At 46.0% G+C, this 20,628-nt stretch carries 16 protein-coding genes, 2 tRNA genes and 1 rRNA gene; 15 read left to right on the top strand and 4 right to left on the bottom strand.

Annotation, left to right across the window (positions count from 1 at the left end):
• Positions 1-20: 20 nt before the first annotated feature.
• The 5 genes from AC060N_RS16210 (at position 21) to AC060N_RS16190 (ending at position 6,480) form a co-directional block, all read left to right on the top strand.
• Positions 21-1,631, top strand: coding sequence for an arabinan endo-1,5-alpha-L-arabinosidase (locus AC060N_RS16210; protein WP_479524723.1), 1,611 nt, complete (start codon positions 21-23; stop codon positions 1,629-1,631).
• A 9-nt stretch (positions 1,632-1,640) separates the two neighbouring features.
• On the top strand, positions 1,641-2,660 hold the full coding sequence (locus AC060N_RS16205) for a family 43 glycosylhydrolase (RefSeq protein WP_479524722.1): 1,020 nt from the start codon (positions 1,641-1,643) through the stop codon (positions 2,658-2,660).
• Positions 2,661-2,695: 35 nt separating this feature from the next.
• Positions 2,696-4,306: an alpha-N-arabinofuranosidase gene (locus AC060N_RS16200; protein WP_479524721.1), complete on the top strand. Its 1,611-nt coding sequence runs from the start codon at positions 2,696-2,698 to the stop codon at positions 4,304-4,306.
• A gap of 108 nt (positions 4,307-4,414) precedes the next feature.
• A complete protein-coding gene (locus tag AC060N_RS16195) occupies positions 4,415-5,785 on the top strand; it encodes a glycoside hydrolase family 27 protein (RefSeq protein ID WP_479524720.1) in 1,371 nt (456 codons plus the stop codon).
• Positions 5,786-5,910: 125 nt separating this feature from the next.
• Positions 5,911-6,480: an outer membrane beta-barrel protein gene (locus AC060N_RS16190; RefSeq protein ID WP_479524719.1), complete on the top strand. Its 570-nt coding sequence runs from the start codon at positions 5,911-5,913 to the stop codon at positions 6,478-6,480.
• A gap of 79 nt (positions 6,481-6,559) precedes the next feature.
• Here AC060N_RS16190 and AC060N_RS16185 read toward each other — a convergent pair whose 3' ends face one another.
• From AC060N_RS16185 to AC060N_RS16175, 3 genes are all read right to left on the bottom strand, one after another.
• On the bottom strand, positions 6,560-8,092 hold the full coding sequence (locus AC060N_RS16185) for an alpha-N-arabinofuranosidase (protein WP_479524718.1): 1,533 nt from the start codon (positions 8,090-8,092) through the stop codon (positions 6,560-6,562).
• A gap of 132 nt (positions 8,093-8,224) precedes the next feature.
• Positions 8,225-9,697: a family 43 glycosylhydrolase gene (locus AC060N_RS16180; RefSeq protein WP_479524717.1), complete on the bottom strand. Its 1,473-nt coding sequence runs from the start codon at positions 9,695-9,697 to the stop codon at positions 8,225-8,227.
• Positions 9,698-9,862: 165 nt separating this feature from the next.
• The gene (locus AC060N_RS16175) at positions 9,863-10,108 is read right to left on the bottom strand and encodes a hypothetical protein (protein ID WP_479524716.1); all 246 of its coding nucleotides are present in this window, start codon (positions 10,106-10,108) and stop codon (positions 9,863-9,865) included.
• Positions 10,109-10,160: 52 nt separating this feature from the next.
• Between AC060N_RS16175 and AC060N_RS16170 the strand changes: the two genes are divergently transcribed.
• The 4 genes from AC060N_RS16170 to AC060N_RS16155 all read left to right on the top strand — a co-directional run bounded on the left by AC060N_RS16170 (position 10,161) and on the right by AC060N_RS16155 (position 14,547).
• Positions 10,161-10,523: a DUF3795 domain-containing protein gene (locus AC060N_RS16170; protein WP_479524715.1), complete on the top strand. Its 363-nt coding sequence runs from the start codon at positions 10,161-10,163 to the stop codon at positions 10,521-10,523.
• A 370-nt stretch (positions 10,524-10,893) separates the two neighbouring features.
• Positions 10,894-11,745 (top strand): electron transfer flavoprotein subunit beta/FixA family protein, encoded by an 852-nt coding sequence (locus AC060N_RS16165; RefSeq protein WP_463232932.1) that lies wholly within the window; start codon positions 10,894-10,896, stop codon positions 11,743-11,745.
• 32 nt (positions 11,746-11,777) lie between these two features.
• Positions 11,778-12,797: an electron transfer flavoprotein subunit alpha/FixB family protein gene (locus tag AC060N_RS16160; protein ID WP_463232934.1), complete on the top strand. Its 1,020-nt coding sequence runs from the start codon at positions 11,778-11,780 to the stop codon at positions 12,795-12,797.
• Positions 12,798-12,837: 40 nt separating this feature from the next.
• Positions 12,838-14,547: an acyl-CoA dehydrogenase family protein gene (locus tag AC060N_RS16155; RefSeq protein ID WP_463232936.1), complete on the top strand. Its 1,710-nt coding sequence runs from the start codon at positions 12,838-12,840 to the stop codon at positions 14,545-14,547.
• A gap of 35 nt (positions 14,548-14,582) precedes the next feature.
• On the opposite strand, the gene AC060N_RS16150 is transcribed toward AC060N_RS16155, so the two are convergent.
• On the bottom strand, positions 14,583-15,104 hold the full coding sequence (locus AC060N_RS16150; protein WP_463232937.1) for a GNAT family N-acetyltransferase: 522 nt from the start codon (positions 15,102-15,104) through the stop codon (positions 14,583-14,585).
• Between the two features lie 284 nt (positions 15,105-15,388).
• Here AC060N_RS16150 and modA point away from each other — a divergent pair, with 284 nt between their 5' ends.
• From modA to AC060N_RS16120, 6 genes are all read left to right on the top strand, one after another.
• Positions 15,389-16,198, top strand: coding sequence for a molybdate ABC transporter substrate-binding protein (gene modA, locus AC060N_RS16145; RefSeq protein WP_479524714.1), 810 nt, complete (start codon positions 15,389-15,391; stop codon positions 16,196-16,198).
• Positions 16,195-16,896, top strand: coding sequence for a molybdate ABC transporter permease subunit (gene modB / locus AC060N_RS16140; RefSeq protein WP_479524713.1), 702 nt, complete (start codon positions 16,195-16,197; stop codon positions 16,894-16,896). Before modA ends, modB begins: the two co-directional genes overlap by 4 nt.
• A gap of 24 nt (positions 16,897-16,920) precedes the next feature.
• The gene (modC, locus tag AC060N_RS16135) at positions 16,921-18,024 is read left to right on the top strand and encodes a molybdenum ABC transporter ATP-binding protein (protein WP_479524712.1); all 1,104 of its coding nucleotides are present in this window, start codon (positions 16,921-16,923) and stop codon (positions 18,022-18,024) included.
• A 665-nt stretch (positions 18,025-18,689) separates the two neighbouring features.
• Positions 18,690-20,211, top strand: a 16S ribosomal RNA gene (locus AC060N_RS16130).
• 141 nt (positions 20,212-20,352) lie between these two features.
• Positions 20,353-20,426, top strand: a tRNA-Ile gene (locus AC060N_RS16125).
• 77 nt (positions 20,427-20,503) lie between these two features.
• Positions 20,504-20,577 (top strand) — tRNA-Ala (locus tag AC060N_RS16120).
• Positions 20,578-20,628 lie beyond the last annotated feature (51 nt).

Raw genomic sequence — 20,628 nt, 5'->3', positions numbered from 1 at the left:
CTAACATAAATTCATGATCCGTGAAACTAAAGTATTTACTCATTTTATCTGTCGGCATAATTGCAGTGTCACTTGCAGGGTGTACAAAAGACGAAATAGCACCTACAGGCATCAAAACGAAGGAGCCTGGCACGACGACAGATTACACCGCACCAACCTACGCAGATGATTATTCAGCGATAGCTTCGTGGAGTGACCGTTCGCAATGGAACCTGGCAAATGTGCACGACCCGAGTGTGGTGTTCGATGGAACATACTATTACATGTATTCCACCGACGCATCTTACGGCAACGCGCATGTTGGTCATGGTCACTTTCTGGCACGTCGTTCCAAAGATTTGGTTCATTGGGATTTTATCGGAATGGCTATGTCGACCGAGCCGGCCTGGGTGAAAGACACCCTGAACAATATGCGGGCGCGTGTTGGCCTGAACCCCATCGATTCGCCCAGGTATGGATTCTGGGCGCCGGTTATTCGCAAAGTTGGTAACAAGTACCGCATGTACTACAGTGTTGTGGTCGATAACTATATTAAAACAGGTAAAGTAAATACTGCAGATAATTTTGACAGTTCCTGGACTGAAAAGGCTTTTATAGGCATGATGGAAACATCGGATTTGTCAAGTAACCAGTGGGTAGATCATGGAATGGTTGTCTGTTCCGTATCGGATCGGGGTACTGATTGGTCGCGAAGCAGTTTGAACGACTGGAGCGCTTACTTTAAATACAATGCCATCGACCCGAGCATGATTGTGACACCGGAAGGTGAAAACTGGTTGATTTACGGCTCGTGGCATAGTGGTATTGTTGCCATTCAGTTAAACCCGGATACTGGTCTTCCTTTACACAAATTCGATATCAACGATGAATCAACCTGGGGTACCCGAATATACACCCGCACAAATGGTTCAAGGTGGCAAGCCTCAGAAGGTCCGGAAATCATGTATAATGCAGAAACCGGCTATTATTATTTGTTCCTGGCCTACGATGAATTGTCGGTGGCTTATAACACCAGAGTCTGCCGGGCCAGAAGTATTACAGGACCTTATTATTCATATGATGGATCGACAGCCAGCGGAAGCGATTGCTTCCCGATAATTACACATCCGTATAAATTCAATAATCACTCTGGTTGGGTCGGATTCTCGCATTGTTGTGTATTTAAAGACGAAACCAACAATCAATGGTATTACTGTTCGCAGGCCCGACTTCCAGCAAACACCAATGGCAATGCATATAGCAACGCTATTATGATGGGACATGTGCGAAAAATTGAATGGACAGAGGATGGGTGGCCGGTTGTATTACCCGAGCGTTACGCGGCCGTTCCACAGGATGCTATTGCTGAAAGTGACCTGACGGGTAGCTGGGAGGTTATCACCTTAAATTACCAGTACAGAAAACAACAAACCTCATCAACCATGACGTTGAGCTCGGATCACAAAGCAAGCGGTGCGGTAACCGGAACATGGTCGTATAATTCAACTACAGGAATTCTGACTGTTGGCTCCTTGAAATTGAACGTTGTTCGTGAGCTCGATTGGGAGGCATCACCACGTGTTCCAACCATTGTGTTCACAGGCTTAAACGGAAGTGGGCGATCTGTCTGGGGAAAGAAAAGTCAATCATAAAACCAAAGTATGAAGCCAATGCTGAAAATATTGAAAAGTGGGCTGTTCACTGCAGCCTTTGTACTTATTTTCGGGCCGCTTCTGGCTCAAAATACCATTGTGCACGATCCGGTAATGATTCGTGAAAACAATACCTTCTATATCTTTTGCACCGGATGGGGGATAACGGTTTATTCTTCAACCGATATGAAAAATTGGAAGAAAGAAGATCCGGTTTTTGCCAAAGCACCCGAGTGGGCTGTGAAGGCTGTCCCCGGTTTTAAAGGCCATATCTGGGCTCCGGATATTTCATTCTATAATGGTCAATATTACCTGTATTATTCGGTGTCAGCATTTGGCAAAAACACATCGTGCATTGGGCTGGCAACCAATAAGACATTGGATCCTACCGATCCGGAATTCAAATGGGTGGATCACGGGAAAGTGATTCAGTCCTATCCCGGGAAAACAAACTGGAATGCGATTGATCCCAACATGGCGCTCGATAGTCACGGACAACCTTACCTGGTTTTCGGTTCGTTCTGGGACGGAATAAAACTGGTGAAGCTGAGCAAAGATGCCATGTCAGTTGATGACGACCTTGCGAACATTCCTACTATTGCTTCGCGGAAAACAGACCCAAGCGCTCCGAATCCACCGGCCGTTGATGACAATCCGAAAGACGCAGGCGGCAATGCCATAGAAGCTCCTTTCATTTTCAAACGGGATGGATATTATTACCTGTTTGCTTCCATCGATTACTGTTGTAAAGGAGTGAACAGCACCTACAAAATGATTGTAGGGCGTGCAAAGAAATTAACCGGGCCATATGTCGATGAAAGTGGAAAGCCGATGGCCAGAGGCGGAGGTAGCATTGTGCTGGCAGGAAATCAGCGCTGGCATGGTGTAGGCCATAATGCAGTAGTACATTTTGATGGAGTCGATTACCTGGTTTTTCATGGATATGATGGTGACGACGGAGGAAGGCCTAAACTGCTCATCCGGAAAATTACCTGGAGCGATAAAGGCTGGCCTGAAGTGAAACTTTGAAAATAAACGTGTTTCTAACGATAGATTAAGAAGAGATGATGAAGATTTTGAAGACGAGAAAGCCGTTGCTCATTGCAGCGACAGCTATGGCATTTTTGGCCGGGACGCAAGTCCTTTCGGCACAAAACGCCAGAATAAAAATCGATATCGATCGGACGATCGGTAAAGTCGATAAAAACATCTACGGAAGTTTTGTCGAACATCTGGGACGTTGTGTTTACGGAGGTATTTACGATCCGGGATCACCGCTTTCCGATAAAGATGGTTTCCGTAATGATGTGAAGCAGGCAGTGAAAGATCTAAACGTTTCGCTGGTCCGGTATCCGGGCGGAAACTTTGTCTCAAACTATCACTGGCTCGATGGAGTTGGTCCGAAAGACAAAAGGCCGACGCGTCTTGAACTGGCCTGGGGACGCCTGGAAAATAACCAGGTTGGAACCGACGAATTCATGAAGTATACCAAGGAAATTGGCAGCGAACCGTACTTTGCGGTCAACATGGGAACCGGTACCATCGAGGAGGCACAGCGCTGGGTAGAATATTGTAATGTCGATAGCGGACCTTACTACGCAGAACTTCGCAAAAAGTATGGTCATGAAAAACCTTACGATATCAAATACTGGAGTCTGGGGAACGAGATGGATGGTTTCTGGCAGTTGGGGCACCTGAATGCTGAAGATTACAGCAAAAAGGCGCGTGAAGCTGCCAAGTTGATGAAACTGACGTCGCCGGATATTAAACTGGTAGCAGCCGGTTCTTCGAACTATCGTCCGGATGCCGATCCGAATGCCTGGAATCAGACGATTCTGCACGAACTAAGGGATGTCGTTGATTATATCGCGTTGCATATTTACGTAGGAAATCCCGAAAACAATTACTACGATTTCATGTCGACGCCGTTGGTTTGTGAGCAGCGCACGAAGATTGTGAAAGGAATGATTGCCCGTGAAATGGAAAAAGCTGACCGTGGCGATCGCGGGCCGATTCACATTGCATGGGACGAGTACAACGTATGGTACCGTGCCCGCGCCGGAGCATCGATGCACGGAACCCGTGCCCTTGAAGAGCATTACAACCTGGAAGACGCGCTGGTGATTGCACAGTTCCTGAATGTGTTCGTCCGGAATGCCGATGTGGTGAAAATGGCGAACCTGGCTCAGTTGGTCAATGTGATTGCACCGATTTTTACTTCCGAGAAAGGAATGTTTAAGCAAACTATTTATTACCCGTTCCAGTTGTTCTCGAATAATGTGAAAGGTACTTCGCTCGATACCTATGTTGACTGCGGTACATACAGCACCAAAGAATTCCCGATTGGTTTGGGGGAGTCGACGACCACGCAGAAGGATGTTCCTTATCTCGACGTGTCGACTACCTACGACAACGGAGAAGTAACGATTTGTGTCGTTAACCGGAATAAGGACAAAGCCATTCCGACCGACGTAATTTCTGAGGAAGGCAAATTCGATGGTAATTTCGAGGTTTACGAAGTAAACGGCCCGAATGTAAAATCGGAAAATGATTTCGGTAAGACAACGGTACAGACCGAGAAAAAACCCGATATCAAAGTGAGAAATGCAGAGAAGTTTACCTACTCCTTTGCACCGCACTCTTTCACGATGATCAAAGGTCACATCAAAAAGTGAAGAATTAGTTTTAGTATATTTGGATAGCGATTGATTGAAAGTAAAAGGTGGGGTTTGGTTCTAAATCCCACCTTTTCTATTTTAGCTTCCGATAAATAAAAGACCGTTATGAATCTGAGCAAAATCTCCAGTCTTGTCATTGTTTTTCTGGTAGCCTTATCGTTTGGCTCTTGTCATGCAACGAAGAAGAAAAAAGACGCAACTAAATTTTATGCTTACGCTGAAACACCCCCAATGGGTTGGAATAGTTGGGATTGTTACGGACCAACCGTTACGGAAGCTGAAGTAAAAGCCAATGCCGATTACATGGCTGATCATTTGAAACAATATGGCTGGCAATACATCGTTGTCGATATTCGGTGGTACGTCGAAAATACCAAGGCACACGGCTACAACCAGACTGACCCGATTTATTGCATGGATGATTTTGGACGATTGACACCGGCAGTTAACCGGTTTTCGTCCGCTGCGGATGGAGAAGGTTTTGCCCCGTTGGCGGATTACATTCATAGCAAAGGATTGAAATTTGGCATTCACATCATGCGCGGAATCCCGGTAGAAGCCGTGAAGAAGAACACGCCGATTGTCGATTCGAAATACCACGCCCGGGATATCTATTCCAAAGAGCAGCAATGCAAATGGCTGCGCGACATGTATACGGTCGATTCGACCAAAGAAGGTGCACAGGCTTACTACAATTCCTTGTTCGATTTGTATGCCTCGTGGGGAGTAGATTTTGTGAAGGTCGATAATCTGTCTCGCCCGTATCATCAGGGGGAGATTGAAATGATAAGGAAAGCCATCGACCAGTGTGGGCGACCGATGGTGCTGAGTACTTCGCCCGGAGCAACGCCGTTGGCCAAAGGCAAACACATCATGACACACGCCAATATGTGGCGTATTTGCGACGATTTCTGGGATAACTGGAACTACCTGAAGCCGATGTTTAAATTGTGCAAGGAATGGGCTCCATACAGCGGTCCCGGCCACTGGGCTGATGCCGATATGCTTCCGCTGGGGCGGATTTCCATTCGCGGTGAACGGGGTGAGCCCCGTAAGACTGGTTTTACCAAAGACGAGCAGTATACATTGATGAATCTTTGGGCGATGTTCCGTTCTCCGCTGATGTTCGGTGGCGACTTGCCCAGCAACGACGATTTCACGAATTCCCTAATTACCAATGGTGAATTGCTGGATCTTGATCAGCACAGCATCAACAACAGGGAATTGAAGAACAACAATGGATTGATTGTTTGGGCGGCTGATATTCCGGATTCAAAAGATAAATATGTGGCCCTGTTCAATACAACCGATGAAAAGCCGGAAGTAATTTCAGTTAGTTTATCAGAGCTGGGAGCAAGAGGCGATTATGCCGTCCATAATCTATGGACGCAGAAAACGGAGGCGGTAAAGAATGGAAAGATAAGCGTGGAATTGCGGCCTCATGCATCGGCCATTTTCCGGTTGGTAAAATATTAAAGGAGCATACTGTAGAACATTTTTCTTATAGTTAACAATTTATTACTTTAGTTAAGTATTGATTGTGAATATATTTGAAGAAGACCAGCGTATTCATTATCCTATCCACTAACTAACTATTGACTATGAAAAAAATTGTTCAACTAATTGCCATTTTAGGCATTAGCTGTCTCTCCTTTTCCCAGGAAAAGAAACAAAGTATTGTTTTGGGAATAAATGGTATGCGACCTAATTTTCTGGATTACAATCCTAAAATTGGGTTTCAGGTTGGATATGGTTCGGAAAAGCCTTTTTCTAAGGCGTTTTCTTTTCAAAAGGAAGTGTGTCTGACGATGATGTCGTTTGATTATCACGAACCTAAAACAGTAGTGAATCTAAAGAATACAACTTATGCATTGGATGTGCCGTTATCAGTGAAGTGGTATAGGCCCAAATTCATTCAGCCATATATTGGAGTGGCAGGAACCTGGAATTTTAATTCTCATACAGAATACTATGTTGAATATGCACGTGAAGTGAATATCTCTCGCGTAGGACTATCCGGAATTGCAGGGCTTAATATTCCTTTATCTCCAAAGGCCGACTTTGATATCAAGTTTTCAGGGCACGTGAATGGAGAGAACGAGGTTTCAACTGGATTTTATGGTTGGAGGTTTTCATTGAAGTACGTTCTGGGAAATGTAGCGAATGAGTAGAGTCGCAGTTACTATAAATGGAAGGGAATAGATGACGTATTTCATCTATTCCCTTTTTCATTCATTAAACGGTATTAATCTATTTTAATTGAACCAGCACTACGGATTTCGAAGGAAGCTCGACCGAAAGTTTGCCGTTTTTTGGTTTCTTCACATCGAAAGCTTTTAGCGTTACCTTTTCGTTTTGTCCAAAATTGTTATAGTCATTCATATTGGGGGAGGTAATGACCTGTCCGCTTGCAGAAGCAAATTCCTGTCCGGTTAAGGTCAAATCAATATTTTCTGCCTTTTCAGGATTCAGATTGCAAAGTGTAATGCTCACCACGCCGTCTTTCACCGAAGCGGATGCACTAACCGCAGGAACTGATTTTCCGTTGTATTCGTAGTCATCGCAATTGAGGTTGACCGGAATCATGGTCGCATCCTGGTGAACGCTGTACATCTTGAATACATAGTAGGTAGGTGTCAGCACCATTTCCTTTCCTTTCGTCAGGATAACGGCTTGCAGTACATTCACCATTTGGGCGATGTTGGCCATTTTTACCCGGTCGGCATGGTTGTTAAACATGTTGAGATTGATGCCGGCCACCAATGCGTCCCTTAGCGTATTCTGCTGATACAGAAACCCGGGATTGGTTCCGGGCTCTACATTGAACCAGTCTCCCCATTCGTCGACAATCAGACCAACCCGCTTATTTGGATCGTATTGGTCCATGATGCTGGAGTGTCGTTCAATCAGCGTTTTCATCTTCAGGGTATTTTGCAATACCGAAAACCACCCTCCTTCATCGAAATCTGTGGCCGAACCTTTGTCGGTCCAACTGGTGGTGAAGGTGTAGTTGTGTAGCGAAACGCCCTGAACGAGATATGGATGACGGGAAGTTTTCTGCATGATGACCCTCATCCAGTTGTAGTCGTCCACATTTGGGCCACCGGCAATGCGGTACAAATTGCCCCGGCAATAAGTGGCGAAGCGATTGTATAAATCGGCGTAATATTCCGGCGTCATGTTTCCACCACAGCCCCAGTTTTCGTTACCAATTCCCCAGTATTTTACGTTCCATGGTTTATCACGACCGTTTTCTTTCCGGAGTTTCGTCATCGGGCTGTCGTTGGATGAAGTCACATATTCGACCCATTCCGACGCTTCCTGTACAGTTCCGGAACCAACATTCAGGTTGATGTACGGTTCGGCATGAATTAATTCACAGAAGTCGAGAAATTCGTGTGTCCCGAAACTGTTGTCTTCCGTAACGCCGCCCCAATGAACATTTACAATGGATGGCCTTTTGTGCTGAGGGCCAATGCCATCTTTCCAGTGGTAGGTGTCGGCAAAGCAACCACCCGGCCAGCGAAGCAACGGAATTTTCATATCCTGAAGGGCGCCAACCACATCTTCGCGAAAACCGCGAATGTTGGGAATATCCGAATCAACTCCCACATAGATACCACCGTAAATACAGTGACCTAAGTGCTCGGCAAAATGGCCATAAATCTCTTTGTTGATTTTGGTTTTGGCCTGGTCGGTGTGTAACGTTAGGGTGTTTTGTCCCTGAGCGTTTATCCCGAAAAGGAACATCAAAGCAAGAAGCAGAATGCGACTTTTTTTCATCTCAATTACATTTTTCATAAGTTATTCAGTCATATGGGGTGCGTTGAAAGACACACTTCCCTGGTAATTATAAGGTTGTTGTTCGGGGAAAATGAATCCATATTTTCCCCGGGAAAGAATAATCAAGTTAGTTTATTTTTTGCCCCAAATGGCTGTTCCCTGGTTATTTAATCCGGTGAAAACCAAACATTTTTTATGATTTTCCCAGTCGTAGCCACGGCTCACAATCACTTTGTCGGTCGTTCCGTCGCTCCAGTTAAGCGTTAGTTGGTTGCCGGAGAATGTCCACGAATTAGCTGAGTCGTCATCTAACGAGCCATCAGCTCCTACTTTCATGTAAACAGATTCTTGCAAATCAGGGGAAGTTTGTTGATCTCCATAGCCGGGTACCACCTGGTAACCTAAAACAATCCGTTCCCATTGGCCGGTCAGCTCATCTTTTGTGATTGTCGACTGTTCGATGTTGGCATATCGTTCGGGCGAAACCACCGGCCAGCCATCGTCGGTCCAGAAGATGCGGCGAACCATCATATCCATGAAGTATTTGTTCACTACGGGTCTGCCTTGATTCGCCATGTAGTATACGCCATTGTTTTTGAACACGGAGCAATGAGCTGTTCCCTGCCATCCGGCGTGTCCCATAAACTTGTAGGGCGCTTCAATCATCGGGATGTTGTCCGACTTTTCATTCATGTTCACTCCGTTGTAATCGACAAACGGACCAGTGGGAGAGTCGGAGCGTCCTACCCGGACATTGTATTTCGTTTCGAGCCAGTCATACGAGATGAACAGGTAATATTTTTGCTGTTCCTGGTTATAAATAATCTCCGGTCCCTCGATGTTTCCATTGACGGTATTTCCGGTCCAGCCACGGGCTGCGATACGAACACCTTTATCGTTCGCTTTCTTGGGTAAACCGGTTGCCGGGTCAAGCTGCAGGATGTAAATGCCATCCCAGGCTGAGCCGTAGTACATATATTGGTCACCACTGGGTGTAACCAAAACCGTCGGGTCGATGGCATTGGTCATCTGAATCGACTCTTTTGAGGTAACCACGAGACCACTTTCGGTCCAGGGACCATCAGGAGAAGTGCTGGTGAGCAGTCCGATGGCACTCAACTTCGGTGTGGGAGACGACAAGGAATAGTAGAGACGATATTGGTTGCCTACTTTCATGATGTATGGAGCCCAAACTCCATCGAACGGGGTACCTCCGTTGTCCTTAATGTACTGAACCGCCTGGGAAGGAAGACCGTCCACAGCCCAGCCTTGATATTCCCAGTCGACTAAATCTTTGGAACGACGAACCATGATACTGCTTCGCTGGATATCTTGTCCGTAGGCTACATCGGTTGAATAGCAATAATAATAGTCTCCGGTATACATAATCGATGGATCATGCAAATTGTATGGTCCCCAATCGCGCCAATGACTATAGTCAGCCAAATCGGCGTAGGTATCTTTTATATCAAGAATATTAAATGTATCAGTTGAGGCTGTAGCTGTTGTGTCAACTTGAATTCCACCGCCACCCGGAGTCGAGTTTTTCTCGCAGGCCATCACCATGCTACCAAGTGCAGCTATCAATAGTAATTTCTTTTTCATTGGTATGGATTCTTCCTTGGTTTAAAGTTAGCAAGATATTACGCTCGAAGAAAAGTGATGTGGACAAATGTCTTTTTCAGGAGGACAGAATGGTAATGGTGACGTAGCCGGGATAGTAAAAGGCTTCCCGTTTTTGCCGGGAAGCCTTTTTGTAAATAGTCGATGTTATTTTTGAGGAACCCAGACTTTCATCTTATCGGCTCCACGGTTGTTCCAAACATAGTAGGGGATAGCGGTGAATTGTTCACCAACCGACGGGTCTTTTCCTGAAATTACTTCCACTCCATTCAGCAGATTCGGTTGGAAACTGGCTGTGAGTTGGGTATTATCGGTCACTTCTGTCTGATCAATTTTCGGGTTATCCGCCCCTTCCAGACAGTAAACAATCGGGCCACGTTTAATTGCTACCATTAGAAAGAGTTTTCTTAACTTCAAATCAGCAAACCAACTAAATCAATTATTTATGGAAGGAAACACCGAACTCATTTCGTATTGTGGCCTTTATTGTGGCTCCTGTCCGAAATATTTAAAAGGAAAATGTCCCGGATGTGAAGGATACGAAAAAGCGACCTGGTGTAAAATCAGGGCTTGCTGCCGGGAAAAAGGCATTAAAAGTTGTGCCGACTGCGATGAATTTTCCGATGTAAGAGAATGTCGATACCACAACAGTTTTATGTCGAAAATAATGTCGGTATTGTTTAACAGCGACCGCCCGGCAGCCATTTCACTTATTCAGGAACATGGTTACGAGAAGTTTGCCAATTACATGGCGGAGAATAAACTGATAACGATAAAGCGAAAAGGTGAGAAGCCGGTTTTGAACTAACTTTCCGAAAACCGATAGCTAAAGTGACATATAATATAGTGTAAGTAGTTTCCGCTGCACAACGGCTATTCGCGCTGTTTCGGCCTGTTTAGAGTCTTTCCAAAAATAAAATTATTCTAAATTGAGAAGGACCTCCCCTGTATTATAAACTTTCGACCGGAAGATTAATTTGTTTTAATCTCTTGGCCCATGGGATGTGGAGCGTACTGAACCCGATGTGCTTTTATCCTTTTTTCAAAACGAAATCCTAATTCGGACCTAAGTGTCTTAAATTCATCTTGATAACATATGGTTGAAATTCTATATTTGCTCACTTCCGTGAATATAAAACTCATACAAAATCACTATGAAGGGTTTAAAAATTATAGTTTTGGCAAAACAGGTTCCCGATACCCGAAATGTTGGGAAAGATGCCATGAAAGCCGACGGGACAGTGAATCGGGCAGCCTTGCCCGCTATCTTCAACCCCGAGGATTTGAACGCGCTGGAGCAGGCTTTGCAATTAAAAGACCGTTATCCGGGAACAACCGTTTCGTTATTAACCATGGGCCCTGGCCGTGCTGCTGAGATTATCCGCGAAGGATTGTATCGTGGGGCTGATGGCGGTGTTTTGTTGACAGACAGGGCTTTTGCCGGTTCGGATACGCTGGCTACCTCATATGCATTAGCTCAGGCTATCAGAGAGATGGGTGAAGTCGATTTAATTATCGCCGGCCGTCAGGCTATCGATGGCGATACAGCGCAGGTTGGTCCGCAGGTAGCTGAGAAATTGGGATTTCCGCAAGTAACATACGTCGAGAAAATTATCGATTCCACAGGGAAACATGTGACGGCTCTTCGTCGCCTCGAGAACGGTGTCGAGACCGTTAAAGCGCCGCTGCCGCTGGTGGTAACGGTGAACAGCAGTGCTGCTCCCTGTCGTACCCGGAATGCTACATTGCTGATGAAATACAAACACGCGCGCACGGTAACCGAGCGTCAGGAAGCCAGCGAGGATTATCTCTACCTGTATGATTCGCGTCCTTACCTCAATATTCGTGAAATGACAGTGAACGATATCAAGGCCGAGCAGGAACAGCTTGGACTGAGCGGTTCGCCCACGAAGGTGAAAAAAATTGAGAACGTGGTATTGCAAGCAAAGGATGCCAAGATTCTCGAGCCGATCGACAACGATATCGATTTGTTAATGAAAGAATTGATTTTGAGCCACACCATCGGTTAATGCTCAAACTGATGATTTAAAAACGGAAAATCATGAATAACGTATTTGTATATTGCGAAGTTGAGGAAGGTGTTGTGGCCGAAGTGAGTCAGGAATTGCTGACCAAAGGACGAAGCCTGGCCAATCAACTCAAATGCAAGCTGGAAGCGGTCGTCATCGGTAAAGGACTGGATGGCGTCGAAAGTCAGATATTTCCATATGGTGCCGATGTGGTGCATATAGCCGACGATCCTCGTTTGGAGCCGTTTACCACATTGCCTCACGCAACTATTCTGAATAAGCTTTTCGACAAAGAAAAGCCACAAATTGCCCTCATGGGAGCCACGCCAATCGGTCGCGATTTGGGACCGCGTGTCTCTTCTGCTCTTCATAGTGGATTAACTGCCGATTGCACCAGCCTGGAAATTGGCCCGCATGAGGACAAGAAAGCCGGTAAAACTTACGAAAATCTGTTGTATCAGATTCGCCCCGCATTCGGTGGAAACATCATTGCTACCATCATCAATCCGGAGTGTCGCCCACAGATGGCGACTGTCCGCGAAGGCGTGATGAAAAAAGAAGTTTTCAATCCGGAATACAAAGGCAAGGTGAAGAAGCTGGATGTCGCGCAGTACGTATCCGATGAAGACTTTGTGGTAGCAGTTATCGAGCGCCACATGGAGAAAAAGAAGGTGAACATTAAAGGCGCACCTATCATCGTGGCCGGCGGATATGGCGTTGGTTCGAAAGAAAACTTCAAAATGTTATACGAGTTGGCCGAAGTGCTGGGTGGCGAAGTCGGTGCTTCACGTGCTGCCGTTGACTCCGGTTATGCTGAGCATGAGCGCCAGATTGGACAAACCGGTGTAACCGTTCGGCCGAAGTTGTACATCGCTTGTGGTATTTCGGGACAGGTTCAGCACCGCGCAGGAATGGAAGAATCGGCTCAGATTATCTCTATCAACACCGATCCCGATGCGCCGATCAACAGCATTGCCGATTATGTAATTCACGGTGATGTGGGCGAAGTGATTCCCAAGATGATCAGGTTTTATAAAAAGAACACCAAGTAATTGAGGGTTGAACCGGGTCTGTCCCGAAAAAACAAGAGAAATGGCAAATTATTATAGCGATAATAAAGATTTGAAATTCCATCTTTCGCATCCGCTGATGCAAAAGATTGTGGCTCTCAAAGAGCGGAATTTCACCGATAAGGAAAAATTTGATTACGCACCAATCGACTTCGAGGACGCGATGGATAGCTACGATCGTGTACTGGAAGTGGTGGGCGAAATCTGTGGCGACATCATTGCTCCAAATGCTGAAGGTGTCGACCAGGAAGGTCCCGAGGTTGTCGATGGTCATGTGAATTATGCGAGCGGAACAGCTGAAAACATCAAAGCATTGGTGGATGCCGGCTTGATGGGAATCACGCTTCCGCGGAAATATAGCGGTCTCAATTTCCCGATTGTTCCTTACATCATGGCAGCCGACATTGTTTCGCGCGCCGATGCTGGTTTTGTAAACATCTGGGGACTTCAGGATTGTGCTGAAACTCTGAATGAGTTCGCTTCTCCTGAGCAGAAAGAACATTATCTGCCGCGGGTTTGCAAAGGGGAGACCATGGCAATGGATTTGACCGAGCCGGATGCCGGTTCCGATTTGCAGTCTGTTCAACTGAAAGCAACTTACGACGAGAAGAAAGACGTTTGGTTGTTGAATGGGGTGAAGCGTTTCATCACCAACGGCGACGGCGATATTTCGTTGGTTCTGGCTCGTTCGGAAGAAGGCACCAAGGATGGCCGCGGTCTTTCTATGTTTGTATACGATAAGCAGCAGGGAGGCGTAACCGTTCGCCGTATCGAGCATAAAATGGGTATCATCGGTTCTCCAACCTGTGAATTGGTATTCAAAAATGCTCCGGCCGAGTTGGTGGGTACCCGTCGCATGGGACTTATCAAGTACGTAATGGCGTTGATGAACGGTGCCCGTCTGGGTATTGCTGCACAGTCGGTTGGTGTATCAGAGGCTGCCTACCGGGAAGCTTTGGATTATGCCCGTGAGCGTCAGCAGTTCGGCAAAGCCATTATCGAGTTCCCGGCCGTATACGAAATGCTTTCGGTAATGAAGGCCAAACTCGATGCTTCGCGTACTTTGTTGTATGAAACTGCCCGTTTTGTAGATGTCTACAAGACTTATCAGCATATTGCCGAAGAGCGCAAACTGGAGAAAGAAGAGCGCGACGAAATGAAAGAATATCAGCGTTGGGCAGATTTCTTTACGCCGCTGGCTAAAGGTATCAGTTCTGAGTATTGTAACCAGAATGCTTACGATGCCGTTCAGATTCATGGCGGTTCCGGTTTTATGAAGGATTATCCTGTGGAGCGTATCTACCGCGATGCCCGTATTACTTCCATTTATGAAGGAACTACGCAGTTGCAGGTTGTCGCTGCTATTCGTGGTGTGACAACTGGCGGTTATCTGAAGAAAATACGTGAATACGAAAAGGCGGATCTAAAGCCGGAACTTGAAAAATTCCGTCGTACACTCATTTCGCTTACCGAAGATTACGAAGAAGCAGTGAAAAAAGTGCATGATGCAGAGGATAATGAATTCCTCGATTTCCACGCACGTCGTTTGGTAGAGATGGCAGGTTACATCGTCATGAGTTACCTGTTGGTTCTCGATACCAACCGCGACAATTCCTTCCTGCGTTCGGCAGCCGTATTCAATAAAATTGCCAAGGCTGAAGTTCGTTCAAGAGCTGAATTTATCCGCGCTTCATCACTCGAAGATATCGGACATTATAAATACGAAGCATAAAAGGAAAGAGGCCTCATTCGGGGCCTCTTCTTATTTTAATCGTTTAACAGGTCTTCTTCGGTAGCTGTCGATTTTTCATGCTCTTCAGTGTCGTCAAGTATGCGTTCCCAGAAAAGCATTTTGGGATTGGTAGGCCCAAAATCAAAGTCTCGGTAAACCTCCATTGCGCGGTGATTATCCTCCCGTACTTCGAGATTAACCCGACAGCAATTCTCGTTTCGTGCCAACTCAAGCACATAACCTACCAGTTTATGCCCTAATCCTTTGTTCCGGTAGCTTTTCTTCACAATCACATCGTGAATGTTAATAAGTGGCCTTACCTGGAAAGTGGACATGTTTTTGAATGTGGTAATCATTCCGGCCACCTCTCCTTCGTACAAAACGAAAAAAGCCCGGAAATTGGGTTGGTTATTCAATTGCTCATAAAGTTCTTCAGCTTTTGAACGGCTCAAAGTATCGCCGCCCCCCATATCGTCCGAAATATAGTGGTTCAGCAAATCAATAAAAGCTAGTTGGTGCGAATGTGTGGTTAGGTTACATTGAATAATCTGGCTCATCTGGGAAAAGTTTAATTGAGTTCTGTATCACGAAGAAATTCCGGCGGCCTGTATTGGCTTAGCAGCCCATTTTTTCGAATTTTAAATCGCAATAAAATGGCTTCAAATACAGTGAAAATATTATTCGTGTAACAGTAAAAATAATAAAAATTAATCATAAATAATGCCTGAAGAGTAATCTGATTTTGCTTCGATATGTAAAATATGCGATCATTTTGCCGTAAATGTTTACGAGCAGAAAACCTTCTCAGTTAGCTTTCTATATTTGTAAAAATTGTGATTGTATGCGCATTAAAACCGGACTAATTAGCCTCATGCTGATATTTGCTTTTTCCTGTCATTCGAAGAAGGATACTTCATCGGAAAAGGAGAGTAAGACGGTTAGCGTTTTCGCGGCAGCTAGTTTAGCCGATGTAATGACAACACTGGCTAAAGAATATCAGGCAAAATCGGGAATGAAGGTTACATTGAATTTTGCTTCTTCCGGAACGTTGGCGAGACAAATGCAGGAAGGAGCTACGCCAGGCATCTATTTGTCGGCCAGTCCGAGATGGATGAAGTTTGCCACTGAAAATGGCTCAGCTGATTCAACTGTCTGTTTTCCGGTGGCCCGGAATGGGTTGGTTGCCGTCGTTCCTAAAAACAGCCCAATCGATACATTGAATATTTCTTCATCACTGGATTTCCCTAAAGTATTTGCAGGACGATTGGCAATTGGCGATCCGGCTCATGTTCCGGCGGGACAATATGCCGCCGAAGCATTGAAATCATTAGGATGGTATGAAACACTGAAGTCTCGTTTCCTGAAGACGAAAGATGTGCGTTCTGCTTTGATGGTGGTCGAGTTGGGCGAATGTGAAATGGCGATTGTGTATGCAACCGATGCCATGAAGTCAAAAAAAGTCAGGGCAGTGGGAGTTTTTCCGGAAAGCTCTCATCAACCAGTTGAATATTGGGCTGCAAAAGGAAAATTTGGTGGTTTCGCTGCTGATTCATTGCTGAATTATTTGCATTCCGCTGAAGCTGATTATATTTGGAAAAAGTTCGGTTTCAAAGCCATTGCTGAGCCGGGAAAATCCAACACTAACAAATGACCGACCTGTTTCATTTTACTGCTTCTGATTTATCGGCCATTTCACTTTCGCTGAAAGTGGCAATCTGGTCTTCGGTTATTGCACTGCCTTTTGCTATTGCTATAGGCTGGTTTTTGGCGCGGAATCACTTTCGTGGGAAAGCGCTGCTGGAAGGGATGATACATCTACCTTTGGTCTTACCGCCGGTCGTAACAGGTTATCTTTTACTCATCATCCTTGGCACGAACGGAGTCATAGGAAAATGGCTTTATGACCTCACCGGAATTCGCATCGCGTTCAGTTTTTATGCAGCGTTGTTGGCCAGTGTGGTTGTTTCTTTTCCGTTAATTACTCGCTCCATCAGGCTGGCTATCGAATTGGTCGACGAAAGATATGAAGAGGCCGCCCGCACATTAGGTGCCTCGCGATTAAAGACGTTTCTTTCGGTGACACTACCGATGGCTTCGCCGGGCATTATCAGCGGGTTTGTTTTGGGATTTGCCCGAAGCCTGGGTGAATTCGGAGCGACCATCACTTTTGCGGGAAACATAGAAGGAGAGACACAAACACTGCCACTGGCCGTTTTTTCCTATATGCAGGTTCCCGGACAGGACACCGCAACTTTCCGTTTGGTAATGATTTCGGTTCTGTTGTCGTTGTTGGCCATGATTGTGGCAGAATTCCTGAACCGAAGAGCCATCAAGCGGTCAAAAAAATAGTCAATCAAAAGAAGAGTTATTCGGATGAAGAACGTTATTGAATTCCAGGCAACTTTATCACGTGGGCAGTTTCAGTTCGATATGGAATGTGTCTTTGGAGAAGGTATTACCGGGATTTATGGTCCGTCGGGACATGGAAAAACAACGTTACTTCAGTTAATCAGTGGTTTGCTGAGTCCGGATAACGGTTTTATCCGCATCGGCGACGAGGTTGTTCTTGATAAAGAAAAGAAAATAGACATTCCTTCCCGTAACCGGAAGTTGGGGGTTGTTTTCCAGGAGGGGCGGCTTTTTCCACACCTTTCGGTAGAAGAGAATCTCCGGTATGGTGAAAAGCTTTTGTCCAAGTCGCAGCGACACATTCAATTCGATGATGTGGTTTCTACTTTGGAAATTGGACATCTTCTGAAGAAGAAGCCAGAGCAATGTTCGGGTGGTGAGCAGCAGCGGATTGCAATGGGAAGGGCTTTGCTACGTTCACCACAGTTACTGCTGATGGACGAACCATTCTCTGCAGTCGATGTCGCCTTACGGGAACAAATCCTGATTTACCTGGTTCGTATCCACCGGAAATACAGAATCCCTATGTTGGTCGTGAGTCACGACTTGCCCGATATTCTTCGCCTGACCGATGAAATTCTCATGGTTCGGGATGGTCGCGTGGAGGCATTCGGCAAATATCTCGATCTGGTTTTATCACGAAAAATGTTGCCCCGAAGTTCCGGAGAGGGATTGCTGAATGTGATTTCTCTCTATGTCGATGAAGTCGACGAAGAGCGGGGAATAACAACACTTACCGGTGAGAAAGGGGAGAAAAAGGTAAAGGTGCATTGCGAAGCTTGCAATGAAGGTGTTGCCTTGGGGAGAGAAGTAAAAGTTTCGGTTCCGCCAGGCGATATTGCCATCTCGTTGCATCCTGTTCCGGAAATTTCTATTCAAAATCAGCTGGAGGGAAACATTAAGCGTTTGCTCCACGAGAATGGTCAGGTTGTTTGTCTGGTGGATGTAGGATTTCCGTTATTGGTCGAGTTGACCCGGAGTTCAACGGAAAGGTTGAGGCTTGAAGTTGGAATGAAGGTATTTTGTCTTTTCAAGTCGATGTCTGTTCGGGTTTCCGAACTTACTTAGCTATGCCGTGGTGAGTCGTTTTGTAAAATTTCCTTCTCAGAGGTGAATTTTTTCTGAAATCTGTAAACCTTTTGCCCTTCGATCTCGTTTAACAATTCGCCCTCTAACGAAAAAGGCATGTAATCCATTGACGTATTAGAAAATTTTTACTCTTGTAAATGAGCGACTTTTGATTCTTTTGTTAAAAAAGTCGCGTTCCAGTTTGGAGTAATACGAAAAAATACGCTTTCTTTGCATCCGCTTTCCGAAAGGGGAGCAGCGTTCAGTGGGAGGTTGAAAAGGGAAACAGAGAGGCCGGATTTGTTCGGTTTTTACCCGTAAAAATCACCCCGCAAAGTTTTTTGAAAAAGTATTTGGAGAATCGGGATAAAAGGTTTTATATTTGCCGCCACGTTTTTGAAAAACGGGCGTTGATTTCCGGGTACTGAAGCCTTAAGAAAAAAGGTAAAAAAGATTTGGAGATAACGCGAAAAGATTTCTATCTTTGCAACGCTTTTTTCGGCCCGTCCGACGGCAACCGAGGGTTGGGCCGGGGAAGCGAAGAGAAAGAAAAACAAGTTCATTGAAAATATTGAAAAGGAAAGAAGATAAGCACCAGAAGTTCAATTTTCTTTTAGAGGAAAAACTGATCGTGCCAGGCAAATAGACATTTAAACTTTTTGATTACAACGAAGAGTTTGATCCTGGCTCAGGATGAACGCTAGCGGGAGGCTTAACACATGCAAGTCGAACGGTAACAGGTCCTTCGGGACGCTGACGAGTGGCGCACGGGTGAGTAACGCGTATGCAACCTGCCCTGTACAGGGGGATAGCCCGGAGAAATCCGGATTAATACCCCATAGTTTCCGTGAATCGCATGGTTTATGGATTAAAGTTTCGGCGGTACAGGATGGGCATGCGTGGCATTAGCTTGTTGGTAAGGTAACGGCTTACCAAGGCGACGATGCCTAGGGGTTCTGAGAGGATGATCCCCCACACTGGGACTGAGACACGGCCCAGACTCCTACGGGAGGCAGCAGTGAGGAATATTGGTCAATGGGCGAGAGCCTGAACCAGCCATCCCGCGTGCAGGATGACGGCCCTACGGGTTGTAAACTGCTTTTCTGCAAGAAGAATGGTCACTACGTGTAGTGATTTGACGGTATTGCAGGAATAAGCATCGGCTAACTCCGTGCCAGCAGCCGCGGTAATACGGAGGATGCAAGCGTTATCCGGATTCATTGGGTTTAAAGGGTGCGTAGGCGGCTATATAAGTCAGTGGTGAAATGCTGCAGCTCAACTGTAGAACTGCCATTGAAACTGTATAGCTTGAGTGCGCCTGAGGTAGGCGGAATGAGTAGTGTAGCGGTGAAATGCTTAGATATTACTCAGAACACCGATTGCGAAGGCAGCTTACTAAAGCGTAACTGACGCTGATGCACGAAAGCGTGGGGAGCGAACAGGATTAGATACCCTGGTAGTCCACGCCGTAAACGATGATAACTCGCTGTTGGCGATACACAGTCAGCGGCTTAGCGAAAGCATTAAGTTATCCACCTGGGGAGTACGATCGCAAGGTTGAAACTCAAAGGAATTGACGGGGGCCCGCACAAGCGGAGGAACATGTGGTTTAATTCGATGATACGCGAGGAACCTTACCTGGGCTTAAATGTAGAATGACCGTTGCCGAAAGGTGACTTCCCTTCGGGGCGTTTTACAAGGTGCTGCATGGTTGTCGTCAGCTCGTGCCGTGAGGTGTCGGGTTAAGTCCCATAACGAGCGCAACCCTTATCGTCAGTTGCTAGCAGGTAAAGCTGAGGACTCTGGCGAGACTGCCACCGTAAGGTGAGAGGAAGGTGGGGATGACGTCAAATCAGCACGGCCCTTATGTCCAGGGCTACACACGTGTTACAATGGTCGGTACAAAGGGCAGCTACCTGGTAACAGGATGCTAATCCCAAAAGCCGGTCTCAGTTCGGATTGGAGTCTGCAACCCGACTCCATGAAGCTGGATTCGCTAGTAATCGCGCATCAGCCATGGCGCGGTGAATACGTTCCCGGGCCTTGTACACACCGCCCGTCAAACCATGGAAGTTGGGGGTACCTGAAGTCTGCAACCGTAAGGAGCGGCCTAGGGTAAAACCAATGACTGGGGTTAAGTCGTAACAAGGTAGCCGTACCGGAAGGTGTGGCTGGAACACCTCCTTTCTGGAGCCGACACGAGAGGTTTCTGAGAGGAAATTAGAGCAGAGGATGCTTACTTCTTCCTTTTTAAAATAATACTGGAGCAAAGCGGAAGGCTGTTAGCTTATGGCTTAAAGCTTGAAGCAAAGCCTTATAAGTACTTACAGTCCCGTAGCTCAGCTGGTTAGAGCGCTACACTGATAATGTAGAGGTCCCCAGTTCAAGTCTGGGCGGGACTACACAGGCAATGAAAAATGAGCAGTGAACAATTAGCAATATTGTTCATTACACATTGTTCATTACTAATTGCACAGACGGGGGATTAGCTCAGTTGGCTAGAGCGCTTGATTTGCATTCAAGAGGTCATCGGTTCGACTCCGATATTCTCCACGAGGGTGTAAACACCAGGAAGCGGCTTACCGGATGAAGAGTAAGCAGGCA

Source organism: Prolixibacter sp. DSM 2831 (assembly GCF_056493735.1).
This window is presented reverse-complemented; position numbering and strand designations above follow the sequence as displayed.

Excerpts from the sequence above, each read along its gene's own strand:
- AC060N_RS16205 (WP_479524722.1), top strand. The coding sequence starts at position 1,641 with ATGAAGCCAATGCTGAAAATATTGAAAAGTGGGCTGTTCACTGCAGCC.
- AC060N_RS16200 (WP_479524721.1), top strand. The coding sequence starts at position 2,696 with ATGATGAAGATTTTGAAGACGAGAAAGCCGTTGCTCATTGCAGCGACA.
- AC060N_RS16195 (WP_479524720.1), top strand. The coding sequence starts at position 4,415 with ATGAATCTGAGCAAAATCTCCAGTCTTGTCATTGTTTTTCTGGTAGCC.
- AC060N_RS16190 (WP_479524719.1), top strand. The coding sequence starts at position 5,911 with ATGAAAAAAATTGTTCAACTAATTGCCATTTTAGGCATTAGCTGTCTC.
- AC060N_RS16185 (WP_479524718.1), bottom strand. The coding sequence starts at position 8,092 with ATGAAAAAAAGTCGCATTCTGCTTCTTGCTTTGATGTTCCTTTTCGGG.
- AC060N_RS16180 (WP_479524717.1), bottom strand. The coding sequence starts at position 9,697 with ATGAAAAAGAAATTACTATTGATAGCTGCACTTGGTAGCATGGTGATG.
- AC060N_RS16175 (WP_479524716.1), bottom strand. The coding sequence starts at position 10,108 with ATGGTAGCAATTAAACGTGGCCCGATTGTTTACTGTCTGGAAGGGGCG.
- AC060N_RS16170 (WP_479524715.1), top strand. The coding sequence starts at position 10,161 with ATGGAAGGAAACACCGAACTCATTTCGTATTGTGGCCTTTATTGTGGC.
- AC060N_RS16160 (WP_463232934.1), top strand. The coding sequence starts at position 11,778 with ATGAATAACGTATTTGTATATTGCGAAGTTGAGGAAGGTGTTGTGGCC.
- AC060N_RS16155 (WP_463232936.1), top strand. The coding sequence starts at position 12,838 with ATGGCAAATTATTATAGCGATAATAAAGATTTGAAATTCCATCTTTCG.
- AC060N_RS16150 (WP_463232937.1), bottom strand. The coding sequence starts at position 15,104 with ATGAGCCAGATTATTCAATGTAACCTAACCACACATTCGCACCAACTA.
- modA (WP_479524714.1), top strand. The coding sequence starts at position 15,389 with ATGCGCATTAAAACCGGACTAATTAGCCTCATGCTGATATTTGCTTTT.
- modB (WP_479524713.1), top strand. The coding sequence starts at position 16,195 with ATGACCGACCTGTTTCATTTTACTGCTTCTGATTTATCGGCCATTTCA.
- modC (WP_479524712.1), top strand. The coding sequence starts at position 16,921 with ATGAAGAACGTTATTGAATTCCAGGCAACTTTATCACGTGGGCAGTTT.